Raw genomic sequence first — 24,382 nt, 5'->3', positions numbered from 1 at the left:
TGAAAATCGGCTCTTCGCTGAAAATATTATTTCCTGTATCCGGCCTGAATACTGCCGCTCACGGCGGAGACGGTATTGGTCTCATCCAGTCGCCCGTAAAGGCTGGTTGAATTGGAATCCGGGCCCGGCCGGGGTGAGGCTGCCGTGAGGTTTTTCAAATTCACGAGTGCCATGGCGGGATCGCGCGGCTTGATGGACGCACCGATGAAGAAGCTGTTCGCCAGCGCCCCGGTCGCGAAGTCGTATTGGTAGAAGCTCGTGGTTCCGGCACGGACCTCGATGTCGAGAACGCTGGTGCGCCCGAGCCCGCCCGGCGTCACCTTGAGCGAGTGCACACCGGGCGGCAGTTGCAGCGCCAGGTAGGAGGCGTTGGGCAGCCGGCCGGCCTCCTTGCCGTCGGCATGGACCAGGAACGACTGCGCGATCGCGAAGAAGGCGCTGGTGCGGTAGAGATAGACGAGGCCTTTTCCATTTTCGGGTGCCTGGGCATTTGAAAATGCCGGGCCCGTGGCGGTCGCGCAGCCTTGCAGCCATCCCGCCAGAATCAAGGTGGAAATACAGAGCAATATTCTTGCTGCCGCAGGCTTGTTCATGGAACTGGTCCCTCTTTGCTTTGGGAAATTGTTTTTTACGCTCCGGTGTGCCTGGTCCCCATAGGAGCTTTGTCCTGTCTGGAGAGGAAAAAACCCTCGGTGCAAGCTTTCCGGGAAATGCAGGGTTTCCAGGCGCCGGCGGTGCCCGTGCCGCGGGCAGGCCGCGGGGCGCGGGACTCCCGGTTGCCGCCTGTGCCGGGGTGTGCCGTGCACATCGAACAGGAGACCGCCATGACCAACCGCAGAAAGTCCGACCAGCAAGACCAGCAGGGCAGCTCCGACGCCCAGGGCGACAAGACCGCGCCGCACAAGCAGATGCAGGGCGGCACCACCGCCGGCCAGACCAGCGGCACGCAGCTGGGCGCGCGCAGCGCCGACGAGAGCCGCGCCGAGCAGGGCGGCATGGGCTCGACCGACGGCCGCGTCGACTCGCAGGGCGGCCTGGGCAGCCCGCAGCGCGCCACCAGCCAGGAACAGAGCCGCGGCGGCCAGATGGGCCCCGAGGGCGGCAGCTCGCGCAAGGACCACGCCTGAGCGGGGCCGGCCATGAAGCAGCGCGAAGTGCAGGACGCCAACAACATGCGCTGGACCTGCGTGGAAGCCCTCTCCGGCGTCGGTGATGCCAGCGACGCCTCCGCCGAGGCCGCCGCCGACAAGCTGGAGAACGGCGACGGCACCGTGCCCGTGGCCTGCACGCCCAGCGGCGGCGCCTCCAGCCTGCGCATCCGCATGCCGCGCGGCTGGGAGGAAAGCGCCTCCGACGAGGAACTGCTCGCCGCCATTGCCGCGGCCGAGCATTCCTGAGCCCTGGCGCCGCGCCGTCCGCGCGGCCCCGGCCCGGCCGGAGGCCCGCGGGCGGCGGCCGATAATCCGGCGCATGAAACTCCGCTTCACCAAGATGCAGGGCGCCGGCAACGACTTCGTCGTGCTCGACGCGACGCAGCAGCCGCTGCAACTCACGGCCGAGCATTACCGCCGCCTGGGCGACCGCCGCTTCGGCGTCGGCGCCGACCAGATCCTGGTGGTGGAGAAGAGCGCCACGCCCGGCGTCGATTTCCGCTACCGCATCTTCAACGGCGGCAGCGGCGAGGAGGTCGAGCAGTGCGGCAACGGCGCGCGCTGCTTCGTGCGCTTCGTGCACGACAAGGGCCTGACCACCCAGCGCACGGTGCGCGTGGAAACCATGAACACGCTGCTGGAGCTGCGCCTGCAGGACGACGGCCGCGTCACCGTGGACATGAATGCGCCCGTGTTCGAGCACGCGCGCATCCCCTTCGACGCCAGCGGCCTGACGCCGCGCGAGCTCAACGGGTTCCAGCTCTGGCCGCTGGCACTGGGCGACGGCGACGACATCGAGGTGGCGGTGGTCTCGATGGGCAACCCGCACGCGGTGCGGCGCGTGGACGACGTCAAGCGCGCGCCGGTGGACATCGAGGGCCCGCAGATCGAAGGCCACGACCGCTTCCCGCGCCGCGTCAACGCCGGCTTCATGGAGGTGGTCAGCCGCAGCCACATCCGGCTGCGCGTGTACGAGCGCGGCGCCGGCGAGACGCTGGCCTGCGGCACCGGCGCCTGCGCGGCGGTGGTGGCCGGCATCCGGCTGGGCTGGCTGGACCACCGCGTGGACGTGGACGCGCCCGGCGGGCGGCTGACCATCGAGTGGGCCGGCGGCGACGCGCATGTGCTGATGACCGGCCCGGCGCAGACGGTGTTCGAAGGGGAGGTCGAGCTGTGAGCGGCGGCATCGACGGCATCACCGAGGACGACCTCGCCCAGTACCTGTCGCTCAACCCCGGCTTCTTCGAGCGCCATGCCGAGCTGCTGGGCGAGATCCGGCTGGCCAGCCCGCATGGCGGGCGGGCCGTGTCGCTGCAGGAGCGCCAGGCCGCGCTGCTGCGCGAGCGCATCAAGGGGCTGGAGCAGCGGCTGATGGAGATGATCCGCCACGGCCAGGAGAACACCGCCATCGCCGAGCGGCTGCACGCCTGGACCCGCGCCGTGATGCTGCAGCGCGACTCGCGCTCGCTGCCGCTGCTGCTGGTGGAAGAGCTCAAGCAGCAGTTCCTGGTGCCGCAGGCCGCGCTGCGGCTGTGGGACGTGGACGTTGCCTACGCCAGCGAGGGCTTCGTGTTGGCCGAGCCCGGCACCGTGCGCGGCTTCGCCGACGAGCTGGCGCTGCCGCTGTGCGCCCTCAACACCGGCGAGGTGGAGGCGGCGCAATGGCTGTTCGACGGCACGCCGGCACTGTCCATTGCCTGCGTCCCGCTGCGCCACGACAGCGCCCGGGGCGCCTTCGGGCTGCTGATGCTGGGCTCGCCCGACGCCACCCGCTTCCAGAGCGACATGGGCGTGGACTTCCTGGTGCGCATCGGCGACATCGCCTCGGCGGCGCTGTCGCGGCTGCTGCCGCGCTGAGCATGGCCCGCGCAGGGAAGAAGGCGGCCGTTGCCGCGCCCGCGGCGCCGGTGGACGCCGCGTCCATCGTGCTGCCGGAGGAGCTGGAGCAGTGGCTGCTGCACCTGCAGGTGGAGCGGCGCCTGGCGCCGCGCAGCCTGGAGCTGTACCGCGACGCGCTGCGCCGGCTGGTGGCGCTGTCCGGCCAGGACGGTGTGGTGCTGCGTCAGGCCCAGCCGCACCATGTGCGCGGCTGGATGGCGGCGCTGCACGCCGGCGGCCTGGCGCCGCGCAGCATCGCGCTGATCCTCTCGGCCTGGCGCGGCCTCTACCGCTGGTGGGGCCAGAACGGCCTGGTGGCGCAGAACCCCGTGGCCGGGCTGCGTCCGCCCAAGGCGCCCAAGCCGCTGCCCAAGGCGCTGTCGGTGGAGCAGGCGGTGGCGCTGGCCGAGCACGAGCCCTCGGACGCCGATCCGGCGCTGGCCGCGCGCGACCACTGCATCGTCGAGCTGCTCTACGGCTGCGGGCTGCGCGTGGGCGAGCTGGTCGGGCTGGACGTCGGTGCCGGCGAGGGCGCCGCGGGCTGGGTGGACATTGCCGACGCCACCGTGCACGTGCTGGGCAAGGGCTCCAAGCGCCGCAGCGGGCCGGTGGGCACCGCTGCGCTGGCGGCGCTGCGGCGCTGGCTGGCGCAGCGAGCGCTGCTGGCCGCGCCGGGCGAGCGGGCGCTGTTCGTGAGCAAGCGCGGCACGCGGCTGACGGATTCGCAGGTGCGCTCGCGCCTGCGCCGCCAGGCGCTGCAGGCCGGGCTGCCGACCTCGGTGCATCCGCACATGCTGCGCCACAGCTACGCCTCGCACCTGCTGCAGTCCAGCGGCGACCTGCGCGCCGTGCAGGAGCTGCTGGGCCACGCCAGCATCACCACCACCCAGATCTACACGCGGCTGGACTTCCAGCACCTCGCCAAGGTGTACGACGCGGCGCATCCGAGGGCGAAGAAGAAGGAGTGAGGGGGGCTGGAGATTGTCCGGAAAGACTGAACAGTCCGCCCACCCAGCGGGCTCATCATTCAGCTTTCCTGACCAATCCCTCCCGCCCCGGCCGCGGGCGCTGCCGACGAGGCGGTTTCCAGCGAGGGCGAGGGCGCGTCCCGGCGCTCCTCCCTTCCCGCCTCCGCCACCTCCAGCGTCAGCGTCACGGAAAAGACGCTGCCGGCTCCGGGCGTGCTGCGCAGCTCCAGCGTGCCGCCCATCATCGCCACCAGCCGGCGCACGATGGACAAGCCCAGACCCGTGCCGCCGAAGCGCCGCGTGGTGGAGCTGTCGGCCTGGGTGAAGGGCTCGAAGATGCGCTGCTGCGCCTCGGCCGGGATGCCGATGCCTGTGTCCACCACGTCCATGCGCAGCGTGACGCGCCCGGGCTCGCGCGCGAGCGGGCGCACCTGCAGCCGCACGCTGCCGGCCGCGGTGAACTTGATGGCGTTACCCAGCAGGTTGATCAGCACCTGCCGCAGCCGCAGCGGGTCGCCGCACAAGGCCCAGGGCAGCGTGGGCGCGAACTCGAACTCGAAGTCCAGCCCCTTGGCCATGGCCTGCGGCTGCAGCAGGGCGTGCACCGCGTCCAGCAGCGGCACCAGCTCGAAGGGCACGCACTCCAGCCGCATCTCGCCGGCCTCGATGCGCGAGAGGTCCAGCACGTCGTTGGTCAGGCCCAGCAGCTGCTCGCCGGCCTGCTCGATGTGGCGAACGAAGCCCAGCGCCCGCTCCGGCAGCGCCATGCGCACCAGCAGCTGGCTCAGGCCGATGACGGCATTGAGCGGGGTGCGGAACTCGTGGCTCATGGTGGCCAGGAAGGCGCTCTTGGCGCGGTTGGCAGCCTCGGCCGCGTCGCGCGCCGCGGCCAGCTCGGCGGTGCGCCGCGCCACGCGCTGCTCCAGCGTGGCGTTGAGCGCCTGCAGCTGCGCCTCGACCTGCTTGCGCGCCGTGATGTCCACCACCGTGGTCAGCACCACCGCCTCGCCGTGCAGGGTCAGCAGCTGCGCCGAGAGCTGCACGTGGAAGACCTCGTCCGTGGCGTTGTGGAAGGCCTGCTCCCAGTCGCGCACCGTGCCCTGGCTGCGCAGCTGATCCACGAAGCGGCGGCTGTCCTCGGGCTGCAGCCACAGCTCGCGCACCCTGCGCCGGCCGATCACGGCCGCGCGATCGGACTCGCCCATCAGGCGCAGGCAGGTGTCGTTGAGGTCCAGCACCACGCCGTCCTCCAGCCGGGTCAGCAGGATGGCCGCGGGGTTGTTGGCGAAGGCGGCGGCGAACATCTCCTGCGACAGCCGCAGCTGCTCCTGGGCCTGGCGCCGCTCGGTGATGTCGAGCTCGGCCAGCACGCCGCCGACGATGGCGCCCGAGGCATCGCGGATCGGCGCGGCGTTGGCGAGGTAGAAGCGGCGCGGGCCGCCGCCGAAGGGCTGGCACTCGACCAGCTCGTCGCGCACCAGCTCGCCGTGCCGCAGCGCGCGCGCCATGGCCCACTCGGGGGCGGCGATGCGCGCGCCGCTGTCGGGCCAGAAGCCCACCCACTCGCCGTAGCGCTCCCAGCTCGGCGTCTCGGGCCCCATTCCCCACAGCGCGCGGTGCGCCGCGTTGTCGCGGGTGACGCGGCCCTGGACATCGGCGATGAGCACGCCCACCGGCAGCGCTTCGAGCACCGCGCTCAGGTGCGCTTCCTGGGCCGCCAGCGCGCGCTCGGCGCGAGCGCGCTCGACGGCGCCCCACAGCCGCTCGCAGGCCTGCTCGGCCAGCGTCACTTCCGCCGGCGACCACTGGCGCGGCTGCGCGTCCTGGATGAAGAGCAGCGCCACCAGCCCCCCCTGCTTGACCAGCGGCACCAGCAGCAGGCTGCGGATGCCCACGCGCTCATAGGCGGGCAGCCGGGCGGGCGTGTTGATGCGCGGGTCCTGGCGCACATCGGGCACGGCGATGCTGCGCCCGGCGCGCAGCTCGGCCAGCAGCGACGCGCCAAAGTTGTCCATGCGCCAGGTGCCGGCGGCCGAGGCGATGCGCCCGTCGTTCCAGTCCCGGTGCACCGTGACCTGCGTCTGGGCGGCATCGGCCTCGCCGTAGCCGACCTGGGCCACGCGCAGGTGGGCGGCCAGCGCGGCGCTGGCGGCGTCGACCATGGCCTGCGGCTCGCCCAGGTCGCGCAGCTGCTCGCTCAGCAGCAGCAGCAGCCGCGCGCGCTGCACCTGCTCCTCCAGCCGGGCATTGAGCTCCAGGATGTGGGCCTGCGCCGCGCGCTGCTCGCGCATGTCGCGCATGTCGCGCAGCGTCGCCGCCGCGGCAAGCCAGCGCCCGGCGCGGTCGCGGATCGGCACCAGCGACATCGACACCGGCACCACCGTGCCGCCGGCGTCGCGCACCCGGGCGTCGAAGGGCGGCACGCTCTGCCCGGCCAGCACCTGTGACCGGGTGCGCTGCAGCAGCGGCTCCATGCCGGGCGCGGCCAGCAGCCCGAACAGGTCGCGCCCCAGCGCCTGCCGCGCCGTCCAGCCCAGGATGCGCTCGGCCGCCGGGTTCCAGCTGGTGACGCGGCCGGCGGCGTCGTGGCCGACGATGGCGTCGTGCGAGGCCTGCACCAGCGCCGCCAGGCTGGCGTGCTCGCGGTACAGGCGCCTCACGGCGTAGAGCAGCAGCGCCAGCAGCACGGCCAGCGGCACGATGCTCCCGGCCACTGCGGCGGGGGGACGCAGGTGCAGCTGCGCCACAAAGGCGGGCTGCGCCTGCACGTCCACCTGCCAGCGGCGCCCGAACAAGGGCAGCACCACCCGGTGCGACAGCGCCGCGGGCGCGGCCTCGCGCCAGCCCGCGGCCGCGAAGAAGCGCTGCGGCGCGCGGGGGTCGCTCACGTCGCTCAGCGCCATGCCCAGGCTGTCGTCCTGCAGATCGAAGTCCCGCAGCACCTCGTCGATGACCAGCGGCATGAAGGTCCAGCCGATGGCCAGGGCCTCCCGCTCGGCCTGGGTGCTCGGCACGCCCCGGGCGTACACGGGCAGCACCAGCAGCAGGCCGCGCCCCGGGTGGTCCAGGGCCTGCGGCAGGGTGAGCGGGGCGGACAGGCGGGCCTCGCCGCTGCGCATCGCCGCCTGCAGCACCTCGCGGCGCACCGCGCCGGTGGCCACGTCCAGCCCCAGGGCACCCTCGTTGCCCCGGGGCGGCGCGAGGAAGTTCACCACGTAGCGCTCGGGCAGCGGCGTCGCGGCCGGGCGGTCGAGCTGCGGCGTCACCTCGTGGATGCGGAAGCCGGGCTGCCCGGTGGCGCGCCGCACCGCCGCCACGAAGTCCGCCTCCTGCGCGTGCGGCACGCGGCGGGTGAAACCGATGCCGCGCGCGCCGGGGAAATGCTGCTGCAGCGGCAGGGTGTCGGCGAAGCGCTGGAAGCTCTGGTGCTGCAGCGCCAGGTCGTCGCTGCCGGCGGCCAGCACGGCGGCGCGGTCGGCGATCAGCCCGAACTCGTAGCTCTGCAGGCGCCGGACCAACTGGTCGGCCACGCGCTCGCTGGCGGCGTCGAGCTGCTCATGCAGGTGGAGCTCGTTGTCGCGCTGCTGCGACCAGGCCGCCGCCAGCGCGGCCAGCAGGCCCAGCGCCAGGACCAGCAGCGGCCAGCGCCATTCATGCAAGCGGCTTCGGAAGGTCGGCATGGTTTCTTGATTCGGCCCAGGGATGGAGCAAGGCCGGCGCCGGGGCCGGCACAAGCCAGCGCAACGCAGGCGCCGCGCCGCCCCGGACTGTGGCGCAAGTCCCGCGCTCCGGGGCGGTCGGGCGGGGGATGGACAATCCGGCCCCATGAAATCGATCCGAATCCGCGAGGGCAAAGAGCGCTCGCTGCTGCGCAAGCATCCCTGGGTGTTCGAAGGCTCCATCGCCAAGGGCAAGGCCGATCCCGGCGAGACCGTGCGCGTGGAAAGCCACGACGGCCGCTTCCTGGCCTGGGGCGCCTTCAGCCCCACTTCCTCCATCCGCGTGCGCGCCTGGAGCTTCGACGAGGCCGAGCGCATTGACGCGGCCTTCTTCCAGCGCCGCATCCAGGAGGCCGTGCAGTTGCGCTCGCGGCTGCCCATCAACAGCGACGGCGTGCGCCTGGTCCACGGCGAGGCCGACGGGCTGCCCGGGCTGATCGTGGACCGCTACGCCGACGTGCTCAGCGCGCAGTTCCTCTGCGCCGGCGTGGAGCGCTGGAAGTCAACCATCGCCGACGCGCTGCTGGCCGCCACGGGCCTGACACGGCTGTACGAGCGCTCCGACTCCGGCGTGCGCGGCCTGGAAGGCCTGGAGCCGGTGAGCGGCTGGCTGCGCGGCGAGGGCGACACCGCGGTGACGATCCGCGAGCACGGTTGGCGCCTGACGCTGGACGTGGCCGAGGGCCACAAGACCGGCTACTACCTGGACCAGCGCGACAACCGGCTGCGCTTCATGGAGTGGGTCAAGCGCCTGGGCTCGCAGCGCGTGCTCAACTGCTACTGCTACACGGGCGGCTTCAGCGTCGCGGCGCTGGCCGGCGGCGCGCAGCACGTGGTGAGCGTGGACTCCTCCGCCCCGGCGCTGGCGCGCGCGCAGGCGCACGTGGCGCTCAACGGCTTCGACGCGGCGCGCGCCGAGTTCGTCGATGCCGACGTCAACCAGTACCTGCGCGGCTGCCTGCAGCGCGAGGAGCGCTTCGACGCCATCGTGCTGGACCCGCCCAAGTTCGCCCCCTCGGCCGCGCATGCCGAGCGCGCCGCGCGCGCCTACAAGGACATCAACCGCCTGGCGCTCAAGCTGCTCAACCCCGGCGGGCTGCTGCTGACCTTCTCCTGCTCCGGCGGCGTGGACCTGGACCTGTTCCACAAGATCGTGGCCGGCGCCGGCAGCGACGCCGGCGTGGACGGCTACCTGCTCGCCCGCCTGGAAGCCGCCTGCGACCACCCCACCACGCTGAGCTACCCGGAAGGGGAGTACCTCAAGGGGTTGATCGTGATGAAGCGGTGATGGGATTCAGGGCAGGCAGGGCAGGGCGCGGAAGCCAGCCAGAAATGCACTGTTGGGCTGCAAGGCGCTGCCGCGTCGCTGCGATGTCCGCCCCCTGATTCGTTATCCCCGCGCAGGCGGGAACCCAGGCGGTCCCCAAGCCAGCCGTCAGCAGGTTGGATGGCACACCGTAAATCTTGGGCTTGTGGCGCTGCGTCTTGGCTCGCGCGCTGACGTGGGACCGCCTGGGTCCCCGCCTGCGCGGGGATGACGAAGTGGGGTGCGGAGCGCGTCAGCTCTTGGCGAACGGCCCTAACCGACCCTGATCCTCGGCTCGAACTTGGTGCGCTGCACGCTGAAGAAGGCGCGCACGTTGCGCACGTTGGCGTCCTGGGTGAACAGGCGCTGCACCAGCGCCTGGTAGGCCGTCATGCCCGGCACCCACAGCACCAGCACGAAGTCCGGCCCCGAGGCGACGCGGTAGCACTGCTGCACCGCCGGCTCGCCCCGCACGCGCGCCTCGAAGGCCGCCTGGTGCTCCGCGCCCTGGCGGTCCAGCGTGATCTCGACGATGGCGGTGAGGCTGTCAGGCAGCACCGCCGGCGACACCAGCGCCACCTGGCGCTCGATCACGCCCTCGTCCACCAGGCGCCGCACGCGGCGCAGCGCCGTGGCCGGCGAGATGCCCGCCGCCTCGGCCAGCGCCTGATTGGACCGGCTGGCGTCGTCCTGCAGCAACGCCAGCAGCCGGTGGTCTACTTCATCCAGGGGAGTCATTGAAATATTATTTCATCGTTGCCTAACACGCTGAAAGGAATATTTGTTCAATTGCTAACATGAAAGAAAGCGTCAATTGGTGCCGAAATTCGCAAGCACCTTGCGGCGCTCCCTTCCTAAGATGCCGGCTCCTAATAAGAGGGGAGTCCTCATATGTGTGGCATCGTTGCCGGCGTCGCCGGGCGTGACATCGTTCCTGTCCTGCTGGAAGGCCTGAAGCGCCTGGAATACCGCGGCTACGACTCCTGCGGCGTGGCCGTGCACCAGGGCGGCGGGCTGCGGCGCACGCGCAGCACCGCGCGCGTGGCGGAACTGGCGGCGCAGGTGGCGCAGGACGGCGTGGCCGGCGGCACGGGCATCGCCCACACGCGCTGGGCCACGCATGGCGCGCCGGCCGAGCACAACGCGCATCCGCACTTCTCCAACGACCGCATCGCGCTGGTCCACAACGGGATCATCGAGAACCACGAGGAGCTGCGCGCCGAGCTGCAGGGCCGCGGCTACGTGTTCGCCAGCCAGACCGACACCGAGGTGATCGCGCACCTGGTGCACCAGCTCTACGACGGCGACCTGTTCGAGGCCGTGCAGCGCGCCACCTCGCGGCTGCGCGGCGCCTACGCCATCGCCGTGTTCTGCCGCGACGAGCCGCAGCGCGTGGTCGGGGCGCGCGAGGGCTCGCCGCTGGTGCTGGGCCTGGGCGAGGGCGAGAGCTTCCTGGCCTCCGACGCCATGGCGCTGGCCGGCGTGACCGACCAGATCGTCTACCTGGAAGAGGGCGACGTGGTGGACCTGCAGCCCGGCAAGTGCTGGATCAGCGCGCGCCAGGCCGACGGCGGCTACCGCCCGGTGCAGCGCGAGGTGCGCACCGTGCACGCCCACAGCGGCGCCGCCGAGCTGGGCCCCTACCGCCACTACATGCAGAAGGAGATCTTCGAGCAGCCGCGCGCCATCGCCGACACGCTCGAAGGCGTCAAGGGCATCACGCCCGAGCTCTTCGGCAAGGGCGCCACGGCGGTGTTCAAGGACGTGCGCCAGGTGCTGATCCTGGCCTGCGGCACCAGCTACTACGCCGGCAGCACCGCCAAGTACTGGCTGGAGTCCATCGCCGGCATCCCCACCAGCGTGGAGATCGCCAGCGAGTACCGCTACCGCGACAGCGTGCCCGACCCGAAGACGCTGGTGGTCACCATCAGCCAGAGCGGCGAGACGGCCGACACCATCGCCGCGCTCAAGCATGCGCGCTCGCTGGGCATGGAGCACACGCTGACCATCTGCAACGTCGCCACCAGCGCCATGGTGCGCGAGTGCCGCTTCAGCTTCCTCACGCACGCCGGCGTGGAGATCGGCGTGGCCTCGACCAAGGCCTTCACCACGCAGCTGGTGGGCCTGTTCCTGCTGACGCTGGCGCTGGCGCAGGTGCGCGGGCGCCTGACGGCCGAGCAGGAGGACGCGCAGCTGCGCAACCTGCGCCACCTGCCCGCCGCGGTGCAGGCCGTGCTGGCGCTGGAGCCGCAGGTCATCGCCTGGAGCGAGGACTTCGCCGCCAAGGAGAACGCGCTGTTCCTGGGCCGCGGCCTGCACTACCCGGTGGCGCTGGAAGGGGCCTTGAAGCTCAAGGAGATCAGCTACATCCACGCCGAGGCCTATCCGGCCGGCGAGCTCAAGCACGGGCCGCTGGCGCTGGTGACGGCGGCGATGCCGGTGGTGACGGTGGCGCCCAACGACCAGCTGCTGGAGAAGCTCAAGAGCAACATGCAGGAAGTGCGCGCGCGCGGCGGCGAGCTGTTCGTGTTCGCCGATGCCGACACCCGCATCGAGAGCGCGCCGGGCACGCATGTCATCCGCATGCCCGAGCACTACGGGGCGCTGAGCCCGATCCTGCACGTGGTGCCGCTGCAGCTGCTGGCCTACCACACGGCCTGCGCGCGCGGCACGGACGTGGACAAGCCGCGCAACCTAGCCAAGAGCGTGACGGTGGAGTGATCCAACCCGGCCCGGCCTGCGCCGGGCTCGCGCACGACGCCGCAGCGCCGGGAGGCGGCCGCGGCGTTCTGCTTTTCACGGCGCCGTTGAGTGGGCCCGCGCCCGCGCCGCCGCGCCGACCACGCCCAGCCCGGCCAGCATCAGCGCCACCGTACCGGGCTCGGGCACCGGGATGGCCAGGAAGGCGTTGTTGTCGGCGCCGCCGACCCGCTCGCCCATGCCGACGATCCAGCCGCGGTCGTTGATGGCGTTGGCCTCGAACAGGGTCCACGCCGCGTCGGCTTCGGGCGTGAGCAGGGTGTTGAGGTCCTGCAGCGCGCCGTCGCGGTACACGAAGGGCAGCCGGCCGGCGCCACCGCTGTCGTCCTGCAGGGTGCCCACCACCCAGCCGCGCTCGTTGATGTCCGTGGGCGTGGCGCCGCGTCCGCCGGTGTCCAGGAGCAGGAGACGGTCGTCGCTGTAGAGGAAGAGCTCGCCGGGCTGCGTGCCGGTGGCGTCCAGCTCGCCCACTACCTGGCCGCGGTCGTTGACGGCCAGGCCCAGGCCGCGGCGCTCGCTCAGCAGCGTGAGCGTGCCGTCCCGGTACCTGTAGGGCTGCCCGGTGTTGGCGCGGCCGACCACCGCACCGGCGTCGTTGAGGTCCTCGGCGGAGCTGAAAGGGTTGTCCGGCGGGATGAGGCGGCTGGTGCCGCCGTCGTAGAGGTACACCAGGGCCGGCCCGCCATTGGCGTCGAGGCCGACGACCTGGCCCGCGTCGTTGATGGCGATGGCCGTGCCGCCCAGGCCGGAGGGCGTGGGGATGCGCTGCAGGCGGCCGCCGGCGCTGTCGTAGACGTAGGGCGTGGGAGGCATGCTGTCGTCGCGCTCCAGCGCGGTGAAGGCCGCCTGGCCGCGGTCATTGATGCTGTTGGCGATGCTGTTGCCGTACTCCGGCGCCTTGAGCGCCTGCATCGTGCCGTTGCGCCACAGGAAGCCGACAAGCTCGCCGTCGGGCACGCCGTCGAGCGACCAGCCGACGATCTCGCCGCGGTTGTTGATGTCCAGCGCGTTGCTGGAGGAGTGGAAATCCTTCAGCAGGCCCAGGTCCAGCACCCGGTAGCGCGGCGCGGCCTGGGCCGTGCCGGCGGCCACCAGCAGCGCCAGCAGCGCCGCCCTCCATGGACCGGACCTGGGCGTGGTGAAGCTCGAAGTGCGCATGTCCAGACTCCTGCACAGCCGAGGGGCTGCGTCGGGCAGGGTGCGCCCGCGCCTGGCGCTGCGGCATCACATGGCTGGAGGCCGCGAGGAAACGGCTCGTTCAGGCGGCAACGCGGCGTGTCGGCGCGGCGCCCGGGCGAGGCTCACTCCGCCTCGCGCTTGCCCGCACAGCCGGGGTGGCTCATGCAGCGCCAGACGACGCGGCCGGCCTCGCCGTCGCGGCGGCTGATGCGGCGCACCATGGCGCCGTTGCACATGGGGCAGGGCGGCACGGTGTCCTCGAAGTCCGGCGGCTGCGCCGGCGCGAACAGCGGCGCGGTGGTGTCCTGCGCCGCGGCGTGCAGCGACGCGTCGGCCCCCAGGCGGCGCTGCCAGGCCGAGACGGCGGCGGCCAGCAGGCACAGCAGCGGCAGCAGCACCCGGCCCACGCTGGCCAGCAGTTGCGCCGTGGCACTGGCCGGCGGCTGGGTCAGGCGGTCCAGCCCGGTGAAGGCCGCCAGCGCCAGGGCCACGCCCACCCACCAGGGCAGCCGCGTGAGCAGGCCGGTGAAAGAGGCGGCAGGGGGGTCTTTCTTGTGCGTCATGGTCGTGGACGGCCGGTGCGGAAGCGGTTCCGCCGCCGAAGGGCCCCACACTCTAGGAGATCGAAACGCGCTGTCGCGCCGCGGCGCGACGGCGGGCGCAAAAGTTGGGCATTCGTGCGCAAAAGGTCACTGCGGCCGCACAGCGTCCTTGTCCGGGAGCAGAGCCGTGCCGCAGCCGGCGGGCTTCACTGTCGTGGGCGGCCCGTCCAGGGCCCGGCCTGCCGCCGGACGGGGCGCTGTCAGTCGGCGGCGCCGGCCAGCACGCGCTGCACCAGCGGGTGCTGCACCTTGCGCTCGCTGCAGTAGGCGAAGAAGCGCTGCTCGACCCCGGCGCTGCGGCCCACGCAGGCCACGCCGTAGTGGCGGCGCAGCTCCTCGTCCACCATCTCCACCGCCGGGAACACGCCCAGGCCGCCGGCGCCGAAGGTCTTGAGCAGCGCGCTGTCCTCGAACTCCCCGGCCACGCGCGGCTGCACGCCGATCTGCTCGAACCAGCGGTCCAGCGTGGCGCGCATCGCGGCATGGCCGGTGGGCAGCAGCACCGGCAGCCGCGCCAGCGAGCGGGGAAAGTCCTCCTGCGCGGCGGCCTGCAGGGCCGGCGCGGCGTACCAGGCCAGGGCGGAGCGGCCCACCTCATGGCCATGGATGCGCAGGCCCGGATGCGGCGGCGCGGGGTGGTCGGCCAGCACCAGGTCCAGCCGGTGCAGCGCCAGCGCCGCGAGCAGGTCCTCGAACTCGTCGTCATGGCACAGCAGCCGCAGGTCGGGCTGCTGCAGCACCGGCTGCAGCAGGCGGTGCACCGCGAGCTTGGGCAGCCCGTCGCACAGGCCCACGTGCAGCCGCACCACCGGCGTGCCGGCGGCCTCGCGCACCACGGCCGGCAGCTGCGTGCCCAGGGCAAAGATCTGGTCCGCCTGGCGCAGCGCCGCCCGGCCGGCCTCGGTGAGCGCCAGCCCGCGCCCGGCCGGGCGCAGCAGCGTGTGGCCCAGCGCGCGCTCCAGCTCGCGCACCTGGGCGCTGACGGTCTGCACCGCCACGCCCAGCCGCGCCGCCGCGCGCGCCATGCCGCCTTCCTGGGCCACGACCCAGAAGTAGTGAAGGTGGCGGTAGCTGAAGTCGGGGTTCATCAGGTTTCAGCGAAGTGTCGCTCTTGGATTCGCTGCTTTTTTGGAAGTTTCGTTGCCCCTAACTTCCAGCCGTGCCCGCCGCCGCAGCGCGGTTCGCGGACGGCGGCGAGGCACTTCCGTTCAACCGTCCTTCCCTTGCGAGGAGCGTTCATGCGCAGCTATCCGCACAACAGTCCCCAGGCCGCCGCCCGCATCGTGGCGCTGACCATGCTGGCCGACGGGCACTTCTCCCACGACGAGTTCCAGGCGCTGGAGCGCATGCAGGCCGCGCAGGGCCTGGGGCTGCTGCCGTCCGAGCTCATGGAAGTGCTGCACGACTGCTGCGAGGACCTGCAGTCGCATCCGCAACTGGCCTGGGACGAGGCCTGCCGCGTCGACCAGGCCACCCTGAGCACCCTGCTCGACGAGGTGAGCGACCCCGCGCTGCGCCGCCAGGTGCTGCAGTGCTGCCGCACGCTGGCCCAGGCCGACCGGCACATCGCCGAGGGCGAGGCGGTGATGCTGGCCACCGTGGCGGCGTGGTGGCAGCTGCCCGATCCCCTGCCGTCCCTGCGGGAGGCGCCGCGCGCCGCCGCCTGACGCATCACGGCGCCGCCCGGACCGGTGCGCCGGGCGGCCAGCCGGCCCCATCGCACACCGACCCCCTCCACAACCGCTGCCGCCGGCAGAACCATGGAATTCCTTCATACCCCCTTCCTGACCCAGCCGCTGTGGCTGTGGCTGAGCTTCCTGGCCATCGTGGCGCTGCTGCTGGCCCTGGACCTGGGCGTGCTGCACCGGGACGACCGCGAGATCGGCGTGCGCGAGAGCCTGTGGCTGTCGGCGGGCTACATCGGGGTGGCGGTGCTCTTCGGCGCCTGGGTCTGGCACCACCTGGGCCCGCAGCCGGGCCTGGAGTACTTCACGGGCTACCTGATCGAGAAGTCGCTGTCGATGGACAACGTCTTCGTCATCGCGCTGATCTTTGGCTACTTCGCCGTGCCGCGGCAGTACCAGCATCGCGTGCTGTTCTGGGGCATCCTGGGCGTGATCGTGCTGCGCGCGCTCATGATCGGCCTGGGCGCGGCGCTGGTGTCGCAGTTCAGCTGGGTGCTGTACCTGTTCGGCGCCTTCCTGGTGCTCACCGGCCTGAAGATGTTGTGGATGAGCGGCCACCAGACCGACCTGGCGGGCAACCCGCTGCTGAAGTTCCTGCGCCGGCGCATGCGCGTGACCGACGGGCTGCACGGCCATGACTTCTTCGTGCGCCAGCCGCATCCGGTGAGCGGCAAGACGGTGCTGTGGGCCACGCCGCTGTTCCTGGCGCTGTGCATGGTGGAGTTCGCCGACCTGGTGTTCGCGGTGGACTCGGTGCCGGCGATCTTCGCCATCACCACCGACCCCTTCATCGTCTACACCAGCAACATCTTCGCGATCCTGGGCCTGCGCGCGCTGTACTTCGCGCTGGCGGCGATGATTCACCGCTTCGCCTACCTCAAGTACGCGCTGGCGCTGGTACTGGTGTTCATCGGCGGCAAGATCTTCCTGGTCAACATCGTCGGCAAGATCCCGCCCACGATCAGCCTGTCGGTGACGGGCGCGCTGATCGCCGCCGGCGTGCTGGTGTCGCTGTGGAAGACCCGGGACACGCGCGACACGGGGGAAGCGCGGCAGGTGGAAGAGGCGCGCGGGGAGGCGCGCGAGGGCAGGCCGGCATCCGCCCTGAAAGCCCGCTGAGTCCGCGCGGAAACACGCGGTCCCGCCGCGGCGAAGGGGGCGCCACCGGCACGGCGCCCACATCAGGCAACCGCGGCGGCGGCTTCAGTGCTTGGCGGCGGCGTGGCGGGCCGTGTCTTCCTGGATGTGCCGCAGGAAGTAGCGGACGTACCAGCCGCCCATGCCCAGCACGAGGACGATCACGGCGATGCTCATGAGGCCGTAGTCGGTGGTCAGCAGGTCCTTCAGCGCATGCATGGTGTCCTCCTTGTAATGGGTGCGCTTATCTGACTCCTGCATATGAAAAAGCCCTTTGCGCAGGCTCAAAACGCGGTGCGGCAGCGGTTTGAGCCAACGCAACACCCGGTGCGGCCGCACCCTGGCACGCCCTGCCTACACTGCGTGTCCCCATCGTTTGGAGGAGCTTTCCATGAAATTCGAAACCCTGGCCGTGCACGGCGGCTACAGCCCCGATCCCACCACCAAGGCCGTGGCGGTGCCCATCTACCAGACCACCGCCTATGCCTTCGACGACACGCAGCATGGCGCCGACCTGTTCGACCTGAAGGTCACGGGCAACATCTACACGCGGATCATGAATCCGACCACCTCGGTGCTGGAGCAGCGCCTGGCGGCGCTGGAGGGCGGCATCGGCGCGCTGGCGGTGGCCTCGGGCATGGCGGCCATCAGCTACGCCATCCAGACCATCGCCGAGGCCGGCGACAACATCGTTTCCTCTTCCACGCTCTACGGCGGCACTTACAACCTGTTCGCCCACACGCTGCCGCTGTCGGGCATCCGGGTGCGCTTCGCCGACCCGCGCGACCCCGCCTCCTTCGAGCCGCTGATCGACGAACGCACCAAGGCCATCTTCTGCGAGTCCATCGGCAACCCGCTGGGCAACGTCACCGACTTCAAGGCGCTGGCCGACATCGCGCACCGCCACGGCGTGCCGCTGATCGTGGACAACACCGTGCCTACGCCCTTCCTGTGCCGCCCCTTCGAGCATGGCGCCGACATCGTGGTGCACTCGCTCACCAAGTACCTGGGCGGCCATGGCAACTCCATCGGCGGCGTGATCGTCGATTCGGGCCGCTTCCCGTGGGCCCAGCACGCGCAGCGCTTCAAGCGCCTCAACGAGCCCGACGTGAGCTACCACGGCGTGGTCTACACGCAGGCGCTGGGCGAGGCGGCCTACATCGGCCGCGCGCGCGTGGTGCCGCTGCGCAACACGGGCGCGGCGCTGAGCCCCTTCAACGCCTTCCTGATCCTGCAGGGCATCGAGACCGTGTCGCTGCGCATGGAGCGCATCTGCGACAACACCCTGGCGCTGGCGCAGCACCTGCGCGCGCATCCCAAGGTCAAGTGGGTCAACTACGCGGGGCTGCCCGACCATCCCGATCACGAACTGGTGCAGCGCTACATGAGCGGCCGCGCCTCGGGCATCCTGACCTTCGGCGTGGAAGGCGGGCTCGAAGGCGGGGCGCGCTTCCAGGATGCGCTCAAGCTCGTCACGCGGCTGGTCAACATCGGCGACGCCAAGTCGCTGGCCTGCCACCCGGCCTCCACCACGCACCGCCAGCTCTCGCCCGAGGAGCTGGCCAAGGCCGGCGTGACGGTGGACACGGTGCGGCTGTCCATCGGCATCGAGCACATCGACGATCTCAGGGCCGACATCGACCAGGCCCTGGCCGCGGTGTGAGCCCGGGGCGCCGCACCGTGGCGCCCGATCGCGACGGCTGTATTGCAGGCGGGTAAGAAACGCTTCCAGCCTTGCCGGGAAGTTGCTCAGGCATCGGCCGTGCCCAGGCGCGGGCACGGAGGTACGGCATGAAGCAACGCAAGGGCTATCTGCAGGGGCTGGTGTGGGCCGCGGCCGCCCTCGGCGGCGTGGCGCAGGCGGCCGAGGCGCCACGCTACCGGGTGCACAACCTGGGCACGCTGGCGCCGCGCAGCAGCAGCACGGCCGCGGCGATCAACGAGTCCGGGCTGATCGCCGGCACGATGAACAACGGCGGCGACGGCACCCGGGAGGCCTTCCTGGGCACCGGCCGCAGCGACCTGCGGCTGCTGGGCACGCTGGGCGGCAGCCTCAGCGTCGCCATGGGCCTCAACGACCGCGGCGACGTGGCGGGCTGGTCGCTCAACGCCGACGGCGTGCGCCGCCCGGCGCTCTACAGCGGCGGGCGCTGGCGGGACCTGGCCGACCCCGCCGACACCTTCACTGAAGGCGTGGCCAACGCCGTCAACGCCGCGGGGCAGGCCGCAGGGCAGATCGGCGCCCATGCCTTCGTCTACGACGGCACGCGCAGCCGGGAGCTGCGCGTGGGCAACACCAGCGAAGGCCTGGACATCAACGACCACGGTGTGGTGGTGGGCGGCGCGGTGATGGCTGGCGACGTGGTGCGCCGGCCCTTCCTGTACGCCGAGGGCAAGACCACGCTGCTGCCCTCGCTGGGCGGCACCTTCGGCCAGGCCTGGGCCGTCAACAACGCCGGGCAGGTGGTGGGCTACAGCTACACCGCCGGCGGGGAGCTGCTGCCTTTTCTCTACAGCGGCGGCGCCATGACCGCGCTGGCGCCCGCAGGCTTCGGCGAGGCGCTGGACATCAACGACCAGGGCTGGATCGTGGGCAGCCTGGACCTCAGCGCCGCGCTCTGGCATGGCGGCACGCGCTGGAAGCTCGACGAGCTGGTGGCCAGTGACCAGGCCGGCCGCTGGCAGCTGCTGTCGGCGCAGAGCATCAACGAGCGCGGCCAGATCGTCGGCTATGGCCTGTTCCATGGCTACCTGCGCGGCTTCGTCGCCACGCCGGTGCCCGAAGCGCAGGCCTGGGCAATGTGGCTCGCCGGCCTGGGGGTGGTGGGCGCGGCGGCACGGCGCCGCGCCCGGCTGCAGGACACGGCCTGCCGCTGAGGCTTTGTATCTCGGCGCGCCGCGCGCGGCCTGGTGCCGGCCCAGGTCTCTTTTTCAGTGCGCGGCGGCGTGCCGCCGGGCCGGTGTTGCCGGGCTCAGCGCGCGGCCTGCTGCTGAACCTCGGCGCGCACCTGCACGCTTTGCAGCGCGGCGGGCACCGGCTCGGGCTTGGGCGCCTCGCACGAGCCCTTTTCCAGCAGCGGCACCAGCGCCGGCACCAGCGACTTCATCAGCTGCGAGGGCAACGCGCTGGTGAACTTGTACCTGGCGGCGTAGGGCTCCTGCACGTAGGCCATCATGGTGCCGAAGTAGCGGTCGCCGATGACGAACATGAAGGTGGCCGAGCGGCTGATCACGCGCGAGGACAGCACCTGGCCGTAGCGGCCGAAGCTGTCCTTGCGGTGGTCGCCGGTGCCCGTCTTGCCGCCGATGGGCACGATGGTGCCGTCGTGCAGCTTGAGCGCGTCCTTCAGGCGCCGTGCCGTGCCGTTGGCCACCACGTCGAAGGCGGCGCGCCGCGCCGTGGCGGCGACTTCGGGCGGCAGCACGCGCTCGGGCGGGTTGCCCCGCAACACCAGCCTGGCCTCGTAGGGCGTGCCCGTGGCGAAGCGCAACTCGTCGATGCGCGCTGCGGGCTGGCGCACGCCGTCGTTGGCCAGGATGCCCATGAATTCCGCCAGCGCCGCCGGCCGGTCGCCCGAGGCGCCCAATGCCGAAGCGTAGGAGGGCGTGAGCGATTCGAAGGGGTAGCCCAGGCGCTTCCAGCGGCGGTGGATTTCGAGGAAGGCCTCGATCTCCAGCAGGTTCTTGATGCGCACGTCCTGCGCACCCTTGTACTTGGTCTTGAACAGCCAGGCGTAGACCTCCTGGCGCTCCTTGGTGCTGGCCTCGGCGGCCTGGCTGAAGGTGCCGTTGGGGTGCTCGCGCAACCATCCGACCAGCCACAGCTCCAGCGGGTGCACGCTGGCCACGTAGCCGCGGTCGGCCAGCGACATGCGCTGCGGATCGTAGGTGTCGTAGAGCACGCGCAGGGCCTTGTCGGTGTAGTCGGGCATCTCGCCTTCCAGGCGCTGCACCAGGAAGTCGCTGAGGTCCTGCATGCTGGCCTGGGGCTGGATGGTGCGGAACACCGCCGTGAGCTTGGGCGGCGTCTCGCGCACGCCCTGCAGCAGCGTCTCGCGCACCTGTGCCCAGTCCTTGCCCTGGTACTTGCGCCAGAAGCGCAGCAGGTAGGCGCGCCCTTCCTTGTCGGCGAAGCGTTCGAGGTACTGGCGGCGCTGGGGATCGGTGGGGTCGGTGAACAGGGCCGGGTTGGCGTCGGGCGCGTTGTACATGACGTGCTGCACCACGTCGCGCATGAGCCGGATGAAGGGCAGGTTGACCGAGTGCCGGATCGCCTCGGCCACGGTCATGATGCGGCCGTTGTCGTCGGGCTCGAAGTTGGCGAAGTAATGCAGCCCGCCGCCGGTGAAGAAGCCTTCGCCGGGACTGGCCGAGTACTTGCGCAGCATGGCGGCGTCGAGCATGGCCTGCAGGCTGCGGTCGCTTGCCTTTATCAGGTAGTCGCGCGCCCAGCGCCCGATGTTGTCGCGCTCGGGCACCTCCTGCGCGGCCAGGGCGATGCCGTCGAGCTTGCTCCAGCGCTCGTGCAGCTCGGCCACGATCTCCAGGTAAGTGACCAGCGTGCGCAGCTTGGAAGTGGAGCCCAGGTCCAGCCGCGCACCCTCGTTGATGTCGAAGGGCTGGTCCCAGTTGTCGGTCTGCACGCGCAGCCGGTTCACGCCCTCGCCGCGCTCGAAGAGCGTGAAGCTGAACACCAGCTTGCTCGGGTCGTCGCCGTCCTTGAGCAGGTGGAAGCCGTAAAGGCCCGCGGCGCGCGCGCCTTCGGGGGTGCGCAGCCCGCGCAGCAGCTCGGTGGCGGTGCGCTGCACCGGGGTGTCGAGCGTGGCGCTGGCGCGCAGGTCGATGCGGTCGAGGTCGTAGGCGCGCGGCACGTCCAGCATGGCTGACAGCCGCGTGCGCACGGCCGTGGCGGCCTTGCGCTCGATGAAGCTCTGCTGCGCGCGTGCCGCGACCTGGGGCTGCAGCTCCAGCGTCAGCGGCAGCGCCGCGTCGCGCAGCGCCGGGCTGACGAGCCCGGCATCGCCCATGAGCCGCAGGTAGCTGTTGGTGAGCTCGTTGAGGCCCGGATCGGCCTCGGCCAGGTAATGCGAGGGCCGGCGCTGCGAGATCATCAGCGACAGCGCCTGCTTGAAGGCCAGCGCCTGCTGCGCCAGCAGCTCCGGGCGCGGATCTTCGCCGGTGTCGGTGAGCAGGCGGTTGAGCTCGTCGAAGTCGCGCCCGTACCAGGCCCACATCCCGTCGCCCAGGCCGTTGACCTCGCCGAAGCCGGGCTTGGCCGCCAGCGGCACGGTGTTGAGGTAGTCGGTGACGATCTGCTTGCGCCGCTCCAGCGTGTTGGGGCCGTCCATGTAGGCGCGCAGCGAGGCCGAGGCCATCTGGCGCAGCTTGTCCTTGACGCCCTCGGTGCGGCCCTCGGGGGAGTGGCGGTACTTCTCGATCTGCGTGGCCAGCGTGCTGCCGCCCGGCGAGCGGCCCGATTGGCCCACCAGCCGCAGCCCCAGCGACATCGCCGCCTTGCCCAGCCGGTCCCACTCCACCGCCGGATTGCGCTGCGGCGCGTCGACGTCGAGCAGCTCGCGGTTCTCGATGAACAGCAGCGCCTGCACCAGCAGCGGCGGCACCGCCTCGAAGTCCGCGTACACGCGCTCCGGGTAGCGCGTCCAGAACATGGGCTGCCCGCGGCAGTCCAGCAGTTCCAGGCCGCCCTGGTTCTTCTCGTGGTAGGTGGGGAACAGTCCCTGCTCGGCCAGGCTGACCATGCGGGGCGACATGCGCGCCTGCGCCTGCACCTCGTAGCCCTGGCGCCGCAGCCGGTCGATGAACATGGGCAGCTGCGTGTAGCCCAGCCGCAGGTCGTAGGGGCCGTCGCCGGGATAGCGCACTTGGTCGGTGGGACCGGGCTGAAGCTCGAAACCCAGCTCCTGGTTGAGCTCGCTGAGCTGCTGCGCCTGCCATCGGGAGCTTTGGGCTTCCTTGACCAGCGCATAGGCGGCCGCCGCTACGGCCGCGATCCCTACGCTTGGCACCACCAGGCGGCCAAGCATTCGCCACGTGAGGGAGGGCTTCAAGGCAGCACAACTTGTATGAGGTTGGCACTCACGATACTGCGAACCACGCCCACTTCCACGCCCATTCGGGTTGTCCTATGGGGTGTGTGGGAACGTACCAACGCGGGTTGGAGTGCGCTAGGAAAACGGGGCTGGGAATGGGGCTTGCCGAAGGCGTGGCTTGCTTGCGCACGCCACTGCCACGACTGCGGTTTTTCGCTGCTGGACAGGCCAAAACGGGCGGTCGCACCGATGCACGGAATGCTGCGCGCCCATGCGATGCTGCGGCCATGAGGCCACTTGTCATTGCCCATCGCGGCGCCAGCGGCTGCCGCCCCGAGCACACCCGGGCCGCCCATGCGCTGGCCATCGAGCAGGGGATCGACTTCATCGAGCCCGACCGGGCCGACACCCGCGCGGGCGTGCTGGTGGCGCGGCACGAGAACGCGCTGGCGCTGCCCGACTCCGACGGCTTGCTGCTCGAAGCCGCCACCGGCGGGGCCGAGCTGCGCGTGCGCGAGCGGCTGCCGGCGCTGCGCGGCACGGCCTTCGACGACCGCTCCAGCGTGCCCACCTTCGCGCCGCTGGCGGCACAGGCCCATGACGCGGGCCTGCGGGCGCATGCCTGGGCCTTCCGGGCGGAAAACCCGTCCCTGCCGGCGCGGTTCAGGCGCTGGATCGACCCGGACGCGCACGGCGACCTGGCCCCCGGCCAGAACGGCTTCTTGACGGACCACCCGGCGCTGGGGCGGCAGGCCGTGACGGCCCGCGCGGCCTGCCGGGGCTGAGGCGCCATGCAGGCCCTGCGCGGACTGGCCCTGCTGCTGCTGTTGCAGGCCCTGGGCGAGATCCTGGCACGCGCCTTCGCGCTGCCGCTGCCCGGCCCGGTGCTGGGCTTGGCGCTGCTGCTGCCGGCGCTGCGGCTGCCGCCGGTGCGCGAGCCCGTGGCCGCGGCGGCCGACATGCTGCTCACGCACCTGTCGCTGCTGTTCGTGCCGGTGGGCGTGGGCGTCATCACGCACCTGGGGCTGCTGTCGCAGTACGGGCTGAAGCTGCTGGTGGCCATCGTGCTGTCCACCTGGATCGGCATGGCCGTGACGGCGCTGGTGCTGCGCGCGCTGCTCAAGCGCACGGCGCCACAGCCCGCCGAGGGCGACGCGACGGACGGCACGTCGCCGGGCGGCGTCGGGCGCATCGACAAGGGAGAGACGGATGGCTGACTTCGTCCAGCTCTGGGTCTACATGGCCTCGACGCCGCTGTTCGGGCTGACGGCCACGCTGGTGACCTACGTGGCGGCGCAGGCGCTGTACGCGCGCGTGGACCACGCGCCCTGGGCCAACCCGGTGCTGTGGTCGGTGGTGATGCTGGGCGCGCTGCTGCTGGCCACGCGCACGCCCTATCCGGCCTATTTCGCGGGCGCGCAGTTCGTGCACGCGCTGCTGGGGCCGGCGGTGGTGGCACTGGGCTGGCCGCTGTGGCAGCGGCGCCAGGCGCTGCGCCGGCGCGGCGTGGCCCTGGTGCTGGCGGCGCTGGCCGGCGGCACCGCGGCGGCGCTGAGCGCGCTGCTCATCGGCTGGGCGCTGGACCTGCCCGCGGACGTGCTGCGCTCGCTGGCGCCGAAATCCGTCACCGCGCCGGTGGCCATGGGCATCGCCGAGCGTCTCAACGGCATCCCGGCGTTGGCCGCGCTGTTCGCGGTGCTCACCGGCATGGTGGGCGCGCTGTCGGCCAAGTACCTGTTCGACGGCCTGGGCGTGCACGACTGGGCCGTGCGCGGCTTCGCGCTGGGCACCGCCGCGCACGGCATCGGCGCGGCGCGGGCGCTGCAGGTGCACCCCGACGCCGGCGCCTACGCCGGCATGGCGCTGGGACTGCAGGTGCTGCTGGCCGCGGTATTGATGCCGCTGGCGGCACGGCTGGTGGGCTGAGCGCGGACAAGACGGCTGCAG

Annotated in this window: 22 protein-coding genes; 14 read left to right on the top strand and 8 right to left on the bottom strand. The window is 71.7% G+C overall.

Annotated features, from left to right (window positions below; all coding sequences use genetic code 11):
* Positions 1 to 26 precede the first annotated feature (26 nt).
* Positions 27 to 593 carry a DUF2846 domain-containing protein gene (locus HHL10_RS01185; protein WP_169158509.1) on the bottom strand — a complete coding sequence of 189 codons (567 nt, stop codon included), beginning with the start codon at positions 591 to 593 and terminating at the stop codon, positions 27 to 29.
* 231 nt (positions 594 to 824) lie between these two features.
* Here HHL10_RS01185 and HHL10_RS01180 point away from each other — a divergent pair, with 231 nt between their 5' ends.
* The 5 genes from HHL10_RS01180 to HHL10_RS01160 all read left to right on the top strand — a co-directional run bounded on the left by HHL10_RS01180 (position 825) and on the right by HHL10_RS01160 (position 3,997).
* Positions 825 to 1,127, top strand: coding sequence for a hypothetical protein (locus HHL10_RS01180; protein ID WP_169158508.1), 303 nt, complete (start codon positions 825 to 827; stop codon positions 1,125 to 1,127).
* A 12-nt stretch (positions 1,128 to 1,139) separates the two neighbouring features.
* Positions 1,140 to 1,397, top strand: coding sequence for a hypothetical protein (locus HHL10_RS01175; protein ID WP_169158507.1), 258 nt, complete (start codon positions 1,140 to 1,142; stop codon positions 1,395 to 1,397).
* A 73-nt stretch (positions 1,398 to 1,470) separates the two neighbouring features.
* The gene (gene dapF, locus HHL10_RS01170; protein WP_169158506.1) at positions 1,471 to 2,328 is read left to right on the top strand and encodes a diaminopimelate epimerase; all 858 of its coding nucleotides are present in this window, start codon (positions 1,471 to 1,473) and stop codon (positions 2,326 to 2,328) included.
* Positions 2,325 to 3,008 (top strand): DUF484 family protein, encoded by a 684-nt coding sequence (locus HHL10_RS01165; protein ID WP_169158505.1) that lies wholly within the window; start codon positions 2,325 to 2,327, stop codon positions 3,006 to 3,008. The genes dapF and HHL10_RS01165 overlap by 4 nt, the downstream gene beginning before the upstream one ends.
* A 2-nt stretch (positions 3,009 to 3,010) precedes the next feature.
* Complete coding sequence (locus tag HHL10_RS01160; protein ID WP_169158504.1) at positions 3,011 to 3,997, top strand: tyrosine recombinase XerC; 987 nt, start codon at positions 3,011 to 3,013, stop codon at positions 3,995 to 3,997.
* Between the two features lie 59 nt (positions 3,998 to 4,056).
* On the opposite strand, the gene HHL10_RS01155 is transcribed toward HHL10_RS01160, so the two are convergent.
* On the bottom strand, positions 4,057 to 7,677 hold the full coding sequence (locus tag HHL10_RS01155; protein ID WP_169158503.1) for a CHASE domain-containing protein: 3,621 nt from the start codon (positions 7,675 to 7,677) through the stop codon (positions 4,057 to 4,059).
* A 145-nt stretch (positions 7,678 to 7,822) separates the two neighbouring features.
* Between HHL10_RS01155 and HHL10_RS01150 the strand changes: the two genes are divergently transcribed.
* The gene (locus HHL10_RS01150; protein ID WP_169158502.1) at positions 7,823 to 9,004 is read left to right on the top strand and encodes a class I SAM-dependent rRNA methyltransferase; all 1,182 of its coding nucleotides are present in this window, start codon (positions 7,823 to 7,825) and stop codon (positions 9,002 to 9,004) included.
* 291 nt (positions 9,005 to 9,295) lie between these two features.
* Here the strand turns inward: HHL10_RS01150 and HHL10_RS01145 are convergent, their stop codons facing one another.
* On the bottom strand, positions 9,296 to 9,760 hold the full coding sequence (locus tag HHL10_RS01145; protein ID WP_169158501.1) for an Lrp/AsnC family transcriptional regulator: 465 nt from the start codon (positions 9,758 to 9,760) through the stop codon (positions 9,296 to 9,298).
* A 153-nt stretch (positions 9,761 to 9,913) separates the two neighbouring features.
* Between HHL10_RS01145 and glmS the strand changes: the two genes are divergently transcribed.
* A complete protein-coding gene (gene glmS, locus HHL10_RS01140; RefSeq protein ID WP_169158500.1) occupies positions 9,914 to 11,743 on the top strand; it encodes a glutamine--fructose-6-phosphate transaminase (isomerizing) in 1,830 nt (609 codons plus the stop codon).
* A 75-nt stretch (positions 11,744 to 11,818) separates the two neighbouring features.
* On the opposite strand, the gene HHL10_RS01135 is transcribed toward glmS, so the two are convergent.
* The 3 genes from HHL10_RS01135 to HHL10_RS01125 form a co-directional block, all read right to left on the bottom strand.
* Complete coding sequence (locus tag HHL10_RS01135) at positions 11,819 to 12,940, bottom strand: PEP-CTERM sorting domain-containing protein (RefSeq protein ID WP_169158499.1); 1,122 nt, start codon at positions 12,938 to 12,940, stop codon at positions 11,819 to 11,821.
* A 143-nt stretch (positions 12,941 to 13,083) separates the two neighbouring features.
* Positions 13,084 to 13,524: a hypothetical protein gene (locus HHL10_RS01130; protein WP_169158498.1), complete on the bottom strand. Its 441-nt coding sequence runs from the start codon at positions 13,522 to 13,524 to the stop codon at positions 13,084 to 13,086.
* A 239-nt stretch (positions 13,525 to 13,763) separates the two neighbouring features.
* Positions 13,764 to 14,651 carry a LysR family transcriptional regulator gene (locus HHL10_RS01125; protein ID WP_169158497.1) on the bottom strand — a complete coding sequence of 296 codons (888 nt, stop codon included), beginning with the start codon at positions 14,649 to 14,651 and terminating at the stop codon, positions 13,764 to 13,766.
* Between the two features lie 150 nt (positions 14,652 to 14,801).
* Between HHL10_RS01125 and HHL10_RS01120 the strand changes: the two genes are divergently transcribed.
* Positions 14,802 to 15,230: a TerB family tellurite resistance protein gene (locus tag HHL10_RS01120; protein WP_169158496.1), complete on the top strand. Its 429-nt coding sequence runs from the start codon at positions 14,802 to 14,804 to the stop codon at positions 15,228 to 15,230.
* Between the two features lie 93 nt (positions 15,231 to 15,323).
* Positions 15,324 to 16,367: a TerC family protein gene (locus tag HHL10_RS01115; protein WP_169158495.1), complete on the top strand. Its 1,044-nt coding sequence runs from the start codon at positions 15,324 to 15,326 to the stop codon at positions 16,365 to 16,367.
* Between the two features lie 84 nt (positions 16,368 to 16,451).
* Here the strand turns inward: HHL10_RS01115 and HHL10_RS01110 are convergent, their stop codons facing one another.
* Complete coding sequence (locus tag HHL10_RS01110; protein ID WP_169158494.1) at positions 16,452 to 16,604, bottom strand: DUF3149 domain-containing protein; 153 nt, start codon at positions 16,602 to 16,604, stop codon at positions 16,452 to 16,454.
* Between the two features lie 172 nt (positions 16,605 to 16,776).
* On the opposite strand from HHL10_RS01110, the gene HHL10_RS01105 reads away from it, so the two are divergent.
* Both HHL10_RS01105 and HHL10_RS01100 read left to right on the top strand, forming a co-directional pair.
* Complete coding sequence (locus HHL10_RS01105) at positions 16,777 to 18,048, top strand: O-acetylhomoserine aminocarboxypropyltransferase/cysteine synthase family protein (protein WP_169158493.1); 1,272 nt, start codon at positions 16,777 to 16,779, stop codon at positions 18,046 to 18,048.
* 128 nt (positions 18,049 to 18,176) lie between these two features.
* Positions 18,177 to 19,262 (top strand): PEP-CTERM sorting domain-containing protein, encoded by a 1,086-nt coding sequence (locus tag HHL10_RS01100; RefSeq protein ID WP_169158492.1) that lies wholly within the window; start codon positions 18,177 to 18,179, stop codon positions 19,260 to 19,262.
* A gap of 95 nt (positions 19,263 to 19,357) precedes the next feature.
* Here the strand turns inward: HHL10_RS01100 and HHL10_RS01095 are convergent, their stop codons facing one another.
* The gene (locus HHL10_RS01095) at positions 19,358 to 22,411 is read right to left on the bottom strand and encodes a transglycosylase domain-containing protein (protein WP_310734501.1); all 3,054 of its coding nucleotides are present in this window, start codon (positions 22,409 to 22,411) and stop codon (positions 19,358 to 19,360) included.
* A 311-nt stretch (positions 22,412 to 22,722) separates the two neighbouring features.
* Between HHL10_RS01095 and HHL10_RS01090 the strand changes: the two genes are divergently transcribed.
* From HHL10_RS01090 to HHL10_RS01080, 3 genes are read left to right on the top strand one after another with little or no spacing between them, the layout of a single operon-like run.
* Positions 22,723 to 23,220: a glycerophosphodiester phosphodiesterase family protein gene (locus HHL10_RS01090; protein WP_235970965.1), complete on the top strand. Its 498-nt coding sequence runs from the start codon at positions 22,723 to 22,725 to the stop codon at positions 23,218 to 23,220.
* 6 nt (positions 23,221 to 23,226) lie between these two features.
* A complete protein-coding gene (locus HHL10_RS01085) occupies positions 23,227 to 23,652 on the top strand; it encodes a CidA/LrgA family protein (RefSeq protein ID WP_169158489.1) in 426 nt (141 codons plus the stop codon).
* Complete coding sequence (locus tag HHL10_RS01080) at positions 23,645 to 24,361, top strand: LrgB family protein (RefSeq protein WP_169158488.1); 717 nt, start codon at positions 23,645 to 23,647, stop codon at positions 24,359 to 24,361. Before HHL10_RS01085 ends, HHL10_RS01080 begins: the two co-directional genes overlap by 8 nt.
* Positions 24,362 to 24,382: the final 21 nt, after the last annotated feature.

Origin of the sequence: Azohydromonas caseinilytica (assembly GCF_012927045.1) — a bacterium.
GTDB lineage: Bacteria > Pseudomonadota > Gammaproteobacteria > Burkholderiales > Burkholderiaceae_C > Azohydromonas > Azohydromonas caseinilytica.
The sequence above is the reverse complement of the archived record's forward strand: the minus strand, read 5'-3'. Positions and strand labels throughout refer to the sequence as shown.